14 protein-coding genes are annotated in these 13,984 nt (G+C 66.8%); 4 read left to right on the top strand and 10 right to left on the bottom strand.

Annotation, left to right across the window (positions count from 1 at the left end):
- Positions 1 to 226: 226 nt before the first annotated feature.
- The 3 genes from prfA to HNR60_RS11850 all read right to left on the bottom strand — a co-directional run bounded on the left by prfA (position 227) and on the right by HNR60_RS11850 (position 5,224).
- On the bottom strand, positions 227 to 1,312 hold the full coding sequence (gene prfA / locus HNR60_RS11860; RefSeq protein ID WP_184257674.1) for a peptide chain release factor 1: 1,086 nt from the start codon (positions 1,310 to 1,312) through the stop codon (positions 227 to 229).
- A 67-nt stretch (positions 1,313 to 1,379) separates the two neighbouring features.
- The gene (ptsP, locus tag HNR60_RS11855) at positions 1,380 to 3,647 is read right to left on the bottom strand and encodes a phosphoenolpyruvate--protein phosphotransferase (RefSeq protein WP_184257672.1); all 2,268 of its coding nucleotides are present in this window, start codon (positions 3,645 to 3,647) and stop codon (positions 1,380 to 1,382) included.
- A gap of 323 nt (positions 3,648 to 3,970) precedes the next feature.
- Positions 3,971 to 5,224 carry an aspartate kinase gene (locus HNR60_RS11850; RefSeq protein WP_184257670.1) on the bottom strand — a complete coding sequence of 418 codons (1,254 nt, stop codon included), beginning with the start codon at positions 5,222 to 5,224 and terminating at the stop codon, positions 3,971 to 3,973.
- 321 nt (positions 5,225 to 5,545) lie between these two features.
- Between HNR60_RS11850 and ubiG the strand changes: the two genes are divergently transcribed.
- Both ubiG and HNR60_RS11840 read left to right on the top strand, forming a co-directional pair.
- Positions 5,546 to 6,328 (top strand): bifunctional 2-polyprenyl-6-hydroxyphenol methylase/3-demethylubiquinol 3-O-methyltransferase UbiG, encoded by a 783-nt coding sequence (ubiG, locus tag HNR60_RS11845; RefSeq protein ID WP_184257668.1) that lies wholly within the window; start codon positions 5,546 to 5,548, stop codon positions 6,326 to 6,328.
- 420 nt (positions 6,329 to 6,748) lie between these two features.
- Entirely contained in the window at positions 6,749 to 7,648 is a 900-nt protein-coding gene (locus tag HNR60_RS11840; protein ID WP_184257666.1) for an EamA family transporter, read from the top strand.
- Here the strand turns inward: HNR60_RS11840 and HNR60_RS11835 are convergent, their stop codons facing one another.
- The 5 genes from HNR60_RS11835 to HNR60_RS11815 form a co-directional block, all read right to left on the bottom strand.
- Positions 7,649 to 8,086: an EamA family transporter gene (locus HNR60_RS11835; RefSeq protein ID WP_184257664.1), complete on the bottom strand. Its 438-nt coding sequence runs from the start codon at positions 8,084 to 8,086 to the stop codon at positions 7,649 to 7,651.
- A gap of 217 nt (positions 8,087 to 8,303) precedes the next feature.
- Positions 8,304 to 8,801 carry a DUF1178 family protein gene (locus tag HNR60_RS11830; RefSeq protein ID WP_184257662.1) on the bottom strand — a complete coding sequence of 166 codons (498 nt, stop codon included), beginning with the start codon at positions 8,799 to 8,801 and terminating at the stop codon, positions 8,304 to 8,306.
- Positions 8,798 to 9,676, bottom strand: a complete 879-nt coding sequence (locus HNR60_RS11825; protein ID WP_184257660.1) for a carbon-nitrogen hydrolase family protein — start codon at positions 9,674 to 9,676, stop codon at positions 8,798 to 8,800. Before HNR60_RS11825 ends, HNR60_RS11830 begins: the two co-directional genes overlap by 4 nt.
- Complete coding sequence (gene grxC / locus HNR60_RS11820; RefSeq protein ID WP_184257658.1) at positions 9,673 to 9,948, bottom strand: glutaredoxin 3; 276 nt, start codon at positions 9,946 to 9,948, stop codon at positions 9,673 to 9,675. Before grxC ends, HNR60_RS11825 begins: the two co-directional genes overlap by 4 nt.
- 87 nt (positions 9,949 to 10,035) lie before the next feature.
- Positions 10,036 to 10,845: a ComF family protein gene (locus HNR60_RS11815; RefSeq protein WP_184257656.1), complete on the bottom strand. Its 810-nt coding sequence runs from the start codon at positions 10,843 to 10,845 to the stop codon at positions 10,036 to 10,038.
- A gap of 109 nt (positions 10,846 to 10,954) precedes the next feature.
- Between HNR60_RS11815 and HNR60_RS11810 the strand changes: the two genes are divergently transcribed.
- Together HNR60_RS11810 and HNR60_RS11805 are read left to right on the top strand one after the other, a co-directional pair.
- Entirely contained in the window at positions 10,955 to 11,266 is a 312-nt protein-coding gene (locus tag HNR60_RS11810) for a hypothetical protein (protein ID WP_184257654.1), read from the top strand.
- 35 nt (positions 11,267 to 11,301) lie between these two features.
- The gene (locus HNR60_RS11805) at positions 11,302 to 12,141 is read left to right on the top strand and encodes a methyltransferase domain-containing protein (protein ID WP_184257652.1); all 840 of its coding nucleotides are present in this window, start codon (positions 11,302 to 11,304) and stop codon (positions 12,139 to 12,141) included.
- A gap of 156 nt (positions 12,142 to 12,297) precedes the next feature.
- Here HNR60_RS11805 and HNR60_RS11800 read toward each other — a convergent pair whose 3' ends face one another.
- Positions 12,298 to 12,699, bottom strand: a complete 402-nt coding sequence (locus HNR60_RS11800; RefSeq protein ID WP_184257650.1) for an NUDIX domain-containing protein — start codon at positions 12,697 to 12,699, stop codon at positions 12,298 to 12,300.
- Positions 12,696 to 13,937 (bottom strand): bifunctional glutamate N-acetyltransferase/amino-acid acetyltransferase ArgJ, encoded by a 1,242-nt coding sequence (gene argJ, locus HNR60_RS11795; RefSeq protein WP_184257648.1) that lies wholly within the window; start codon positions 13,935 to 13,937, stop codon positions 12,696 to 12,698. The genes HNR60_RS11800 and argJ overlap by 4 nt, the downstream gene beginning before the upstream one ends.
- Positions 13,938 to 13,984: the final 47 nt, after the last annotated feature.

Raw genomic sequence — 13,984 nt, 5'->3', positions numbered from 1 at the left:
TTCCGTTTGATAGGACGTCAATACCGAGGCTGTCATCCCGGGGCGCGAGTTCGAAGAACGAGCGAACCCGGGATCCAGTATTGCAGGGCGGTGAGTACTGGGTCCCGGGTTCGCTCGCGGCTCCGCCGCTCGTGCCCCGGGATGACGGCCTCTTATCGACGAAGCGCATCACCCCACTCTACCAAGAGCATCAACCCAACTCGACATGCCAATCCAATCCCGGCGCTCACGCCGCGTTGCCCTGCGCGGCGAGTTGCGCGGCCTGGTGTTCGGTGGTGAGCGCGTCGATCAATTCGCCCAAGGCTTCGCCGGCGATCACCTGCGGCAGCTTGTACAGCGTGAGATTAATGCGGTGGTCGGTGACGCGGCCTTGCGGAAAATTATAAGTCCGGATCCGCTCCGAGCGGTCGCCGGAGCCGACCTTCTCCTTGCGTTCGGCGGAGCGCACCGAATCGATCCGCTGCTGCTCGGCGTCATAGATCCGCGAGCGCAGGATGTTCATCGCCGACGCGCGGTTTTTGTGTTGCGAGCGGCTGTCCTGCATCATCACCTGCAGCCCGGTCGGGATATGGGTGATGCGGATCGCCGATTCGGTCTTGTTGACGTGCTGGCCGCCGGCGCCCTGCGCCCGCATGGTCTCGATCCGCAGATCGTCGGGCTTGATGTCGACGTCGACCTCCTCGACCTCGGGCAGCACCGCCACCGTCGCAGCGGACGTGTGGATGCGGCCCTGGGTCTCGGTGTCGGGCACCCGCTGCACCCGGTGCACGCCGGATTCGAATTTCAATTTGGCGAAGGCGCCGCGGCCCTTCACCTCGGCGATGATTTCCTTGTAGCCGCCCATGGTGCCCTCGGAGGCCGACACCACCTCGACGCTCCAGCCCTGCAAGCCGGCGAATTTCTCGTACATCCGGAACAGGTCGCCGGCGAACAGCGAGGCCTCGTCGCCGCCGGTGCCGGCGCGGATTTCCAGCATCACGTTGCGGTCGTCCATCGCGTCCTTCGGCAGCAGTGCCACGCGGATCTGCTGCGCCAAGTCGGCCTCTTGGCCCTGCAGCGCCTCGTGCTCGGCGTCTGCCATCGCCCGCATCTCGGCGTCGGTCGAAGGATCGGCGATCAGCGCGTCGATATCGGCGAGTTCGGCGCGCACCTGGCGATAGGATTTCACCAGCTCGATCAGCGGCGTGAGCTCGGCGAGCTCGCGCATCAGCTTGACATAGGTGTCGGCGCCGACCTGGCTCTGCAGCTGGTTTTCCAGCGAGGCGTGGTGGGCGAGCAATACGTCGAGTTTGGTTTCGGGGAGCATCGACATCGGAGGTCTCGGAAGTTCGGGCGAGTGTTCGGAAGGCTTGGCGGCGTGAAGCGGGCAAACAGCCTCGCTACAACGACAGCCCTTCGGCCTCGGCGAATTCCGTCAGCGCCTTGCGGATCGACACGCTGCCGGTCGGCGCGTTCAACAGCGGCGTGATCACCGCCGCGGCCTTGGCGGCGTCGAGATCGAGGATCATCGCCTTGACCGGGCCGTGCTGGATCGCCGACAGCGACAGCGAGCGATAGCCGAGCGCGATCAGCGCCAGCGCGCCGAGCGGCTGCGACGCCATCTCGCCGCACAACGACACCGCGCGCCGCGCCGCATTGGCGCGCTGCACGATCTGGCGCAGCACCCGCAGGATCGGCGCCGACAGCGAGTCGAAGCGGTCGGAGACCTTGGCGTTGCCGCGGTCGACCGCGAACAGGAACTGGAACAGGTCGTTGGAGCCGACCGAGACGAAGTCGACGCGCTCCAGCAATTCGTCGAGCTGGTAGAGCAGCGCCGGGACTTCGACCATGGTGCCGACGTCGACCCGCTCCGGCAGGGTGTGGCCGTGCTGGCGCAGATAGGTCAGTTCGCGCTCGACGATCGACTTGGCCTGGTCGAACTCGGTGACCTCGGAGATCATCGGAAACATGATGCGCAGCGAGCGTCCGCCGCCGGCGCGCAGCAGCGCGCGGATCTGGCTGCGCAGCAGTCCGGGGCGGTCGAGCCCGAGCCGGATCGCGCGCCAGCCGAGCGCCGGGTTTTCTTCGACCACGGTCTCCATATAGGGCAGCGCCTTGTCGCCGCCGATATCGAGGGTGCGGAAGGTCACCGGCTTCGGCCCCGCGGCATCCAGCACCGCGCGGTACAGCGCCAGCTGGTCCGAGGAGCGCGGCAGGCTCTGGCCGATCATGAACTGCAGTTCGGTGCGGAACAGGCCGATCCCCGAACAATTGGTGTCTTCGATATGCGGCAGGTCGATCACCAGCCCGGCATTGATCATCAGGTCGACCGGCTGGCCGTCCTTGGTGACGCAGGGCAGGTCGCGCAGCGCGGAATACTGCGCCTGCCGCCGGGCGCGAAACCGCACCCGCTCGGCAAAGGCGGATTCCACCTCGGCGGAGGGCCGCACATAGATCGAGCCCGAGGTGCCGTCGACGATGATGGCGTCGCCCGGATCGGCGATGCCCGGCGCGTTGGGGATTTCGCCGACCGCCGCGATGCCGAGCGCCCGCGCCACGATCGAGACGTGGGAATTCGCGGTGCCTTCCTCCAGCACCAAGCCGCGCAGCCGCTTGCGGTCGTAGTCCAAGAGCGCCGCCGGCCCCATCGAGCGCGCGATCAGGATGGCGTTGTCTGGCAATTGTTCGCGCGACGGCGCGTGGTCCTGGCCGACCAGTTGCCGCATCAGGCGGTGGCCCAAGTCTTCGAGATCGTGCAATCGGTCGCGTAAGTACGGATCGGTCGAGCGCAGCATTCGCGCCCGTGTGTCGGACTGCACGCGCTCGACCGCGGCTTCGGCGGTGAGGCCGGTGGCGACCGCCTCGTGCAGCCGATGCGACCAGCCGTGGTCGTTGGCGAACATCCGGTAGGCTTCCAGCACGTCGCGGTGCTCGCCGCTCTCGGCGACGTCGCCGCGCTCCAGCATGCGGTCGAGATCGGCGCGCAGCTTGGTCAGCGCGGTATCGAGCCGCTTGATTTCCTTCGGCAGGTCCTCGGCGATGTAATTGGTGATAACGACGCGCGGCTCGTGCAGCACGACGTGGCCGAGCGCGATGCCGTCGGACAGCACCGCGCCGGTCTTGTGGATCGAATGCCGCGCCGCCGGCTCGGCGCCCGGCGTCGCCAGCGCCGACAATTCGCCGGACGCGATCATCTCCGCCACCACCATCGCGGTGGTCTGCAGCGCCTCGACCTCTTCCTCGACGTAAGTGCGCTTGGCGCGGTTCTGCACCACCAGCACGCCGAGCGTGTTGCCGGCGCGCAGGATCGGCACGCCGAGGAAGGAATGATAGATTTCTTCGCCGGTCTCCGGGCGGAACGAGAACGCCGGATGGGTCTGGGCGTCGGAGAGATTCAGCGGGGTGGCTTCGGAGGCGACCAGGCCGACCAGGCCCTCATGGGCGTTCAGCACGGTCTGGTGGACCGCGTCGCGGTTGAGGCCCTCGGTGGCGTAGAGTTCGAGCGTGTTGTCGACCCGCAGCACATAGGTCGAGCAGACCTCGGCCACCATGTTGGCGGCGATCAGCACCACGATCTTGTCGAGACGTTCCTGCGCGGAGACCTGCTCCGCCATGGTTTCGCGGAGCCGTCTCAGCAGGACGCGGGGGCCACCCGACGCGCTCCGCATATGCCGATATCTCCCCTGCGGGCCGGCGCGCCGCCTTTGCGGGCGGCGCCGGCGCAAACTCAGTCCAACAGCATCACGTCGTCCGCCGGCGGCGCGCCGGCAAACTCAAGGCCACGCAAAACTCTGATTCGCGTACGGTTTCGATCCAGACGGCGTCCGGCAGCGATGCCGCGGCACAACCGAGGGTTAGCCTCGGCCGGCCACTGACCGCACCGGTCTCCGCAGGCCGTATAGCGAATTGAAGCTTGTTTTGCCAAGCAAAACGCCTGCCAGCGGGCGGAAACCTGCGCCCCGCCGGCGACGAAAATGCCGTGAAAATTGTTCTAAACTTGGTCCAATCCGTACAGCGTATGCAGGGTGCGCACCGCAAGTTCGGTGTAGGCGGCGTCGATCAGCACCGAAAACTTGATTTCCGAGGTGGTGATGGCGCGGATGTTGATCTTGCGCGCGGCCAGGGCCTCGAAGGCCTGGGCTGCGACGCCGGCATGGCTGCGCATCCCCGAGCCGATCACCGAGACCTTGGCGACGTCGGTTTCTGAGTCGAACCTGGCATAGCCGATGGTGGCCTGGGCCGAGGTGATGGTCTGCTTGGCGCGGGCGAAGTCGGAGGCCGGCACCGTAAACGTCAGGTCGGTGGTGGCGCCGTCCTCGGATACGCTCTGCACGATCATGTCGACGTTGATATTGGCCGCCGCCAGCGGGCCGAAGATCGAGGCGGCGACGCCGGGCTTGTCCTCGATGCGGCGCACCGAGATCTGCGCCTCGTCCTTGGAGAAGGCGATACCGGTGACGACGTGGCTTTCCATGATTTCCTCCTCGCTGCAGATCAGCGTGCCCGGCGGGGTGCCGTGCGGGTCGATGTCTTCCGGCTTGTCGAACGAGGAGCGCACGAAGATCGGCATGTTGTGCACCATGCCGAGCTCGACCGAGCGCACCTGCAGCACCTTGGCACCTTGCGACGCCAGTTCCAGCATTTCCTCGAACGACACCTTGTCGAGCCGCTTGGCCTTCGGCACCACCCGCGGGTCGGTGGTGTAGACGCCGTCGACGTCGGTGTAGATGTCGCAGCGGTCGGCCTTCAGCGCCGCGGCGATCGCCACCGCCGAGGTGTCGGAGCCGCCGCGGCCGAGCGTGGTGATGCGGCCGGTCTCGGCATTGATGCCCTGGAACCCGGCGATCACCGCGACCTCCTTGCGGTCGTCAAACCGCTTGATGATCTCGCTGCCGTCGATCTCCAGAATTCGCGCCGAGGCGTGGACGTCGCTGGTTTTGATCGGGATCTGCCAGCCCTGCCAGGATCGCGCCTGGATGCCGATCGCTTGCAGCGCGATCGCTAAAAGCCCGGAGGTCACCTGCTCGCCGGATGCCACCACGGCGTCGTATTCGCGGGCGTCGTGCATCGCCGAGGCGTCGCGGCACCACGCCACCAGTTCGTTGGTCTTGCCGGACATCGCCGACACCACCACCGCGACCTGATGGCCGGCATCGACTTCGCGCTTCACATGCAGTGCGACGTTGCGGATGCGGTCGATATTGGCGACGGACGTGCCGCCGAATTTCATCACGAGCCGGCCCATGACCAATAGTGCATTCCCTGAGAACAACGGATAATGATATCGCGGTCCGCGACGCGGCGCCGGAAGGCGCGTATACATATCGAGCCGGATGCGGGCAAGCAACCGGCCCCGGCCCCGCGGGCGGAATAGCAGAACTCTGGCGAAAGCGATTCGAGGCTCGATGCGGTGCCATAGCGACGATAGTCTGGGCGATCGCCGGCACCGATCCCGGGCCCTCGCGGGCGGGGACGCCCCGGTCGGCCAGCGCAGCCCGCGCAACCCCGCCGCGCCGCAGGCGTTTCGCCATTCGATCACCGCCCGCTAGGAGCAACGGCGCATCTCATGAGCATGCAATCAGATTCACCGAACGTATCGTCGGCCAACGCCTCGTCGGCGACCGTCGATCCCGCCGAAATCGCCAAGTTTTCCAAGCTGTCGGCGCAGTGGTGGGACCCCACCGGCAAGATGGCGCCGCTGCACAAGATCAACCCGCTGCGGCTGTCGTTCATTCGCGACGCCGCCTGCCGCAAATTCGAACGCAACGCCAAGAGCCTGAACTGCCTGTCCGGCCTGCGCATGATCGACATCGGCTGCGGTGCCGGGCTGTTGTGCGAGCCGTTCACGCGGCTCGGCGCCCAGGTGATCGGGGTGGATCCCTCCGCCACCAACATCGCGGCGGCGAAGCTGCACGCCGAGAAATCGCAGCTCTTGATCGACTATCGCTGCACCACCGTCGAGCAGATGGATCCGCGCGAGCGCTTCGACATCGTGCTGGCAATGGAGGTGATCGAGCACGTCACCGACGTCGGCGCCTTTCTGGCGCGCTGCGCCGCGATCACCAAGCCCGGCGGCTTGATGGTGGTGGCGACGCTGAACCGCAACTGGAAGAGTTTTGCGCTGGCCATCGTCGGCGCCGAATATGTGATGCGCTGGCTGCCGCGCGGCACCCATCAATGGGACAAGTTCGTCACCCCGGACGAACTCACCAAGCATTTGCACAACAGCAAGCTCGCGGTCACCGAACAGGCCGGGCTGGTGTACAATCCGCTCGCCGACAAATGGAGCCTCTCCGCCGACATGGACGTCAACTACATGGTGGTGGCCGAGACCGCTGTGGCGAGCTGAAGCGGCGACTTCTATCTGGAAGGTCGCGCCGAATAGCCAACGTTGCTACGCAGGCGGCGCCACTTAGAATGTTTGTCCCCTTCGCGTCATGGCCGGGCTGGACCTTGCCACTCACTCCGCCGTCATCCTGAGGAGCTCGGCATAGCGCGCAGCGCGTAGCCGGGCGTCTCGAAGGATGAGCCGCGAGTCCTTGGCGAGCCGCATGCACCCGGAGCCGCATCCTTCGAGGCCCTCGCGACGCTCGGGCGCCTCAGGATGACGACGCTGCGATCGGGGCGCGCGCAGCACGACGGCGCTGGGGATAGGGGCGCGCGCAGCGTGACGGGCCGCCGCGCATGGCGCCATGCCGCGGCCGCCGTTGACCGCGCGGCGCATGCCCGGCACGATACTCGACCCGCCCTCCCGCTTAGCAGCCCCCGCATGTTCTCCGTCGCCGCGCTCTGGATTCCCTTCACGATCGTGGCCGCGCTCGGCCAGGTCGCGCGCAACGCGATGCAGCGCTCACTCACCGGGCCGCTCGGCACCTGGGGCGCCACCAATATCCGCTTCCTGTTCGGCTTTCCGTTCTCGCTCGTGTTCTTCGCGGTGGTGATCCTCGCCACCGGCGACGCGGTGCCGTGGCCGACGGCTGCGTTCTGGCCGTGGCTGCTGCTCGGCGCGCTGAGCCAGATCCTCGCCACCGGCCTGATGCTGGCGGCGATGAACGACCGCTCCTTCGTGGTCACCACCGCGTATCTGAAGACCGAGGCGATCCAGACCGCGATCTTCGGCTTCGTGTTTCTCGGCGATCATTTGACTTGGCTGAAAGTCACCGCGATCGTGATCGCCACGATCGGCGTGGTGATCACTGCGCTGCGGCCGGGCGGCGACAAGGCGTTCACCAGTCTGAAACCGACCATCCAGGGGCTGGTTGCGGCAGCCGCCTTCGCGCTGTCGGCGGTGGGCTTTCGCGGCGCCATTATCGTGGTGCCGGACGTCTCCTTCGTCACCGCGGCCTCTTATACGCTGGTGTTCGGACTCGGCGTGCAGACGCTGGTGCTGACGATCTATCTCTTGGCCCGCGCGCCGAACATTCTGCGCGACATCCTCCGGCTGTGGAAGCCGTCGATGCTGGCGGGCTTCACCGGCGCGCTGGCCTCGCAGTTCTGGTTCCTCGCCTTCGCGCTGACCGCCGCCGCCAACGTCCGCACGCTGGCGCTGGTCGAGGTGCTGTTCGCGCAAGGCGTGGCATACTACTCGTTCAAGCAGCCGCTGTTGCCGCGGGAATTGTTCGGCATCGCGCTGATCGTGGTCGGCGTCGGGCTGCTGATCGCCGGCTGATCAGCGCAGCGCGATCAGCACCGCGCCCGCTGCGATCAGGCCGATACCGAGCCATTGGTTGAGCGAGGGCCGTTCGCCGAGAAACGCCACCGCGAACAGCGCCACCAGCACCACGCTCAGCTTGTCGATCGGCGCCACCAGCGACGCCGGCCCGAGTTTAAGCGCGCGGAAATAACACAGCCACGACGCGCCGGTGCCGAGCCCGGACAGCACCAGGAACAGCCAGGTCTTGCCGCTGATCGGGCCGGGCGCGGCGAACTTGCCGGTGGCGAGCAGGATCAGCGCGAGGCTCATCAGCACCACGATGGTACGGATGAAGGTGGCGAGATCGCTATCGATATCGGCGACGCCGATCTTGGCGAAGATCGCGGTCAGCGCCGCGAACACCGCCGAGGCGACCGCCCAGAATTGCCACGAGGAGAATGAGTCAATGTTCATGGCGCTGACATCCGTTGAACCACCAGGCCGTCATCCCGGGGCGCGAGCGGCGTCAGCCGCGAGCGAACCCGGGATCCAGTAATCACCGCCCTGGGATACTGGATTCCGGGTTCGCTCGGCCTGCGGCCTCGCGCCCCGGAATGACGGCTTGAGCAAAGTGCCTGATCGCCGTCGCAGCATCCGGTGAGCCTCTCCATGTATGCCCCGGCGACTTGAACTAATTGCGGTCTTCCGGCAGCACCGGCAGCGGCGTGACCTCGATGCCTTCGTCGATCAGCGCGCGGGCCTCGTCGGTGGTGGCCTCGCCGAAGATCGGCCGGTGCTCGATGTCGCCGTAATGCATCTTGCGGGCTTCGTTGGGAAACTTCTGCCCGACGTTCTCGGCATTCTTGGTGATGTGGTCGCGCAGCTCTTTCAGCTTGCTGCGCAGTTCGCGCTCCTGCGCCAGCAACAGCGGCGTCGAGGTCGAGTGTGCGGCCGGCGCCGTCACCTCGGGCTCGGCCGTCGCGGCAGGCGACGGCGTCGCGGCGGGCGGCGCCGGATCCTTGCGCCGATGCGAGATCTGCGGCGCCATGATCGCCTTGTCGACCTTGACCGAACCGCAGCTCGGGCAGCTCACCAGCTTGCGCCGCGCCTGCTGATCATAGGCCGCCGAGCTCTGAAACCAGCTCTCGAATTCGTGGCCGTGGTCGCAGCGCAGCGTGTAGCGGATCATACCGTGCCCCGCACCAGGTGCAGATGCTCGGGATTGGTTTTCGGATCGGCGAGGCCGAAGCGGCGGCCGTGCTGCAGCGACGGGATCGCGCTGCGCGCCTTGGTGACCTTGGCGGGGTCGATCTCGGTGATGATGAAGCCCGGCTCGGTGCCGCCTTCCGCCAGCACCACGCCCCACGGATCGACGATCAGCGAATGGCCGAAGGTGTCGCGGCCGTTGTCGTGCCGCCCGCCCTGCGCCGCGGCGAAGATGAAGCAGCCGTTCTCGATGGCGCGGGCGCGCAACAGAACGTGCCAATGCGCCTCGCCGGTGGTCTTGGTGAATGCCGCCGGCACCGTGATGAACGAAGCGCCGGCGTCGGCCAGCGCGCGATACAGCGCCGGAAACCGCACGTCGTAGCAGATCGTCAGCCCGATCCGGCCCCACGGCAGGTCGCTGATCACCGCGGTTTCGCCGGGTTGATAGTTCGCCGATTCCCGATAGCTTTCGCCGTTCTCGAGATCGATGTCGAACATGTGGATCTTGTCGTAGCTGGCGAGGATCGCGCCCTGCGGATCGATCAGGAACGAGCGATTGGCGGCGCGATCGGGCGACGCCTTCAGCGCCAGCGAGCCGATGTGCAGATGGATGTTGAGGTCGCGCGCCAGCGTGCGATACGCCTTCAGCGAAAGATCGTCGTCCTGGAACGCGAGCTGCTCGAACAGCGCGGCGCGGTTCGGCTGCATCATGTTGCTCACCTCGGGGGTGAGCACGTAGTCGGCGCCCGCGGCGACCGCTTCGCGGATCAGCGCGCTGGCCTGTTCCAGGCTCGGCTGCGGCAACAGCCCGGTGCGCAATTGCACCATCGCGGCGGTGAAGGGTCCCGCGGCGCTCATGAAGCGGCCGTTTCGCCGGCGAGCAGCGCATCGAGCTTGCCGGCGCGGTCGAGCTCATAGAGATCGTCGCAGCCGCCGACATGCAGTTCGCCGATGAAGATCTGCGGATAGGTCGCGCCGGGGCCGACCCGCGTCGTCATCTCGTCGCGAAATTTCGGATCGCGCGCCACGTCGTATTCGGTGAACGCCGCCTTCTTGCGGGTCAACAGCGAACGGGCGGCGCTGCAATAACCACAGCCCGGCCGCGTGAAGATTTCGATTGCAGCGGTCATGTCGCCTCAGATTGCTGGAGCATGATTCCGAAAAGCGGACGCGGGGTTTCGGACCAAATCATGCTCATCAAGAACAGGTTGACCGGATTATATGGGGGATTTGTGGGTCTCCACAACCCGCGCAAAGACCAGCACATCGACCGAGGCGGCCTTGGCGCGCAGCAGCGCCCGGGCGCAGGCGTCGACCGTAGCACCAGAGGTCAAGACGTCGTCGATCAGCACGATGCGGCGGCCCTGCACAGTGGATTTGTTCTCCGGCGGAACCCGGAACGCGCCCTGCACATTGGCGGCGCGCTCGGCTTTCGAGAGCCCGATCTGATGCGCGGTGGCCCGTACCCGGCGCAACGCGTCGCGCGACACCGGCACGTTGGCGTGCCGGCTGATCGCCCGCGCCAACGCGCCGGACTGGTTGTAGCGCCTGGAAAAGCCGCGCCGCCAATGCAGCGGCACCGGCACCAGCAGATCGGCGTCGGCGAGCAGCGGCGCCCCGGCCTGCGCCATCCAGCGCCCCATGGTCGGCGCCAGATCGACGCGGTCGTGGAACTTGAGCGCATGCACCAAGGTCCGCGCCATCTCGTCGTAGCGCACCGCGGCGCGCGCCCGCGCATAGGCCGGCGGATCGGCGATCGCCTGCATCGACAGAATGCCGGGGCCGGGATCATAGACGAAGGGAATGCCGAGCCGTTCGCAATAGGGCGGGGCGATGAACGACAGTTGCGACCAGCAGGTCGCGCAGACGCCGGGACCGTCGACCGGCTCGCGGCAGGCGACGCACAGCGTCGGCAGCGCGATGTCGATCGCGAGGCGCGCGCCGTGCCGCACCGCCTGCCGGCACAGCCGCAGCACGCCATGCAACGAGGCCGCGATGGATCGCGGCGCTGGGACGTCGGTTTCCATCTCCCGAGGCTACGGCCGCCGCGGCGTCCGCTCAAGCGGCAGCTTCGTCGTATTTTGCCGGCCAGATGCCTAAGTTGCCTGACAAACGAATCAGACCGAGGAGAGCGAGTTGTCCGATCCAGAGGCCAAGCCAACTGAGACGCTGATCTATGTCGATATCTCGACCGCGCCGATCATCTCGTTCGACATCGCCCCGGCGCACGGCATCATGGCCAACACCGTGCAGATCGAACTGGCGTCGCGGACGCTGAATCCGTTGCCCGACGGCTCGGTCGAGGTGAAATTCGTCACCACCGGCCGGCTGCGCTGCAGCCAGGCTGCGGCGATGCATCTGCGCAACGCGCTCGACGCCTCGTTGAAGATGTTCGAAGCGCCGCCGCAGACGCCGGGTCCGGCCGCGGCGTCGTCGAAGCTGAACTGATTGCCAGCGCCGCGCGGCCGGCTTAACCCTGCGGCATGAGTTCGCCGCAAGCGCCCAAATTGTTCGATCGCGCCCTGTTGGCCGCGCGGCAGCGCCGCGCCCGCGCCTTGGGACCGGCGACGTTTCTGCTCGACCGCGTCGCCGAGGAGATGGCGGAACGCCTCCACGCGGTGCTGCGCGATTTTTCCGCCGCGGCCGACATCGCCACCCCGGGCGATGAACTCCGCGCGGCGCTGCAGGATCGACTTGGTGAAGTGGCCGCGATCGACCTCGGTGCCGACGAGCGGCTGCCGCTCGCCGAAGGCGCGATCGATCTGGCGGTGTCGGCGCTGGCATTGCAGTTCGTCAACGACCTGCCCGGGGTGCTCGCGCAGATTCGCCGCGCTTTGAAGCCGGATGGGCTGCTGTTGGCGGTGCTGACCGGCGGCGACACATTGACAGAATTGCGCCACGCGTTTGCCACAGCGGAATCCGAGCTGGACGGCGGGGTCTCGCCGCGGGTCGCGCCGGCCGCCGATCTGCGCGATCTCGGCGCCTTGCTGCAGCGCGCCGGCTTCGCGCTGCCGGTCACCGACGTTGACCGGATCGTGGTACGCTACGATAACGCCTTGGCGCTGATGCAGGATTTGCGGCGAATGGGCGCCACCAACGTTTTGGTGGAACGCCGCCGCACGCCCTTGCGCCGCGCCACGCTGCTGCGGATGGTCGAGATCTATGGCGAACGCTTCGCCGACCCCGACGGCCGCATCCGCGCCACCTTCGAACTGGTGTGGTTATCCGCCTGGTCGCCGCATGAAAGTCAGCAGCAGCCGCTGAAACCGGGCTCCGCCAAGGCCAGCCTGGCCGACGCGGTGAAGCGGATGATGCCGAAATAACAAATATAACGAGTGCTTTGTCCCGGACGCGGGCAGCGTTCTTACGCTGCTCCGCGAGCCGGGACCGCCGCAAAGCCAGCATTCGTAACGGCCCCGGATCTGCAGTGCACCACGCCGCAAGGGCGGCGCGGTGCACTGCGTCCGGGGCACGAAGAACTATTGCAACAGATCGATCAGGTGCGAGAGCAGCGGAATGTCGGCGGGCGGCATCGGATAGTCGCGTAATTTGTTCGGGCGAACCCAGGCCAGCGTTTGGCCTTCGCGCGCGGTCGCAACGCCTTCCCAGCGCCGGCAGATGTACAGCGGCATCAACAGATGAAAGTCCTCGTAAGCGTGGCTGGCGAAGGTCAGCGGCGCCAGGCACGGTTCCTTGACGGTGATGCCGAGTTCTTCGTCCAATTCGCGGATCAAGGCCTGCTCCGGCCGCTCGCCCGCGTCGAGTTTGCCGCCGGGGAATTCCCATAGCCCCGCCAAGGTCTTGCCGGGCGGGCGCTGGGCGATCAGCACGCGATTATCGGCGTCGATCAACGCCACCGCGACGACCAGCAGCAGGTTCACGACCGATAGTCGCCGTTGATGGCGATGTATTCCTTGGTGAGGTCGCAGGTCAGCACGCGGTCGCGGCCCTTGCCGAGGCCGAGCGCGACCTTGATCTGGATTTCCGGGCTCTTCATTGCCTTGGAGACTTCGGCCTCGTTGTAGGACGGATCCCGCGCGCCCGCCTTGGCGACCCGGATGCCGTTGAACGAGATCGACAATTTATCGCGGTCCGCGGGCTCGCCGGCCTTGCCGACCGCCATCACCACGCGGCCCCAATTGGCATCCTCGCCGGCGATCGCGGTCTTCACCAAAGGCGAATTGGCGATCGACATCGCGATCTTGCGGGCGCTGGCCTTCGAGGTGGCGCCGTCGACGATGATCTCGACCAGCTTGCGGGCGCCTTCGCCGTCGCGGGCGACCTGTTCGGCGAGATTTGCCAGCACCGCGTTGAAGGCTTTGACGAAGGCTTTCAGCCGGATGTCGCTGGCCTTGGAAATTTTTGGCGCGCCGTTGGCCGCGGCGGCGCCGGTGGCGAAGGCCAGCAGCGTGTCCGAGGTCGAGGTGTCGCCGTCGATGGTCACGGCGTTGAAGGTATCGGCGACGCCGGCCTTCAGCAGCGACTGCAGCGCAGGCGCCGCAATCGGCGCGTCGGTGAATACGAAGGCCAGCATCGTCGCCATGTCGGGGGCGATCATGCCGGCGCCCTTGGCTATGCCGTTGATGGTCACCTTGGCCTTGCCGAGCTTCACCGTGGCGGTGGCGACCTTCGGGAAGGTGTCGGTGGTCATGATGGCTTTGGCGGCGTCCATCCAGCCGCCCGGCACGGCGCCCTCGGCGAGCTGATCCAGCACGCCGTCGAATTTCGTCGCGTCGAGCGGTTCGCCGATCACCCCGGTCGAGGCGAGAAAAATATCGGCGGGTTTACAGCCGATCGCTTTGGCGGCGATTTTCGCGGTCAAAGCGGTTGCGACCCGGCCGGTCTTGCCGGTGAAGGCGTTGGCGTTGCCGGAATTCACCACCAGCGCCCGCGCCTTGCCGCCCTTCAGATTGAGCCGGCACCATTCCACCGGGGCGGAGGGGCATTTCGACTGGGTGAACACGCCGGCGACCGCGGTGCCGGGGTCGAGCAGCGCCAGCAGCACGTCGGTGCGGCCCTTGTAGCGGATCCCGGCGGCGGCGGTGGCGAGCTTGACGCCGTCGAGCGGCGGCAATTCGGGGACATTGGTCGGGGCGAGCGGGGAGACGGCGGTCGACATGCGCGTTCAGCTTTCAGCAAGGATCTGCGACGAGTGGAGCGCTCTGT

Origin of the sequence: Rhodopseudomonas rhenobacensis (assembly GCF_014203125.1) — a bacterium.
Classification (GTDB): Bacteria; Pseudomonadota; Alphaproteobacteria; order Rhizobiales; family Xanthobacteraceae; genus Rhodopseudomonas_A; species Rhodopseudomonas_A rhenobacensis.
The sequence above is the reverse complement of the archived record's forward strand: the minus strand, read 5'-3'. Positions and strand labels throughout refer to the sequence as shown.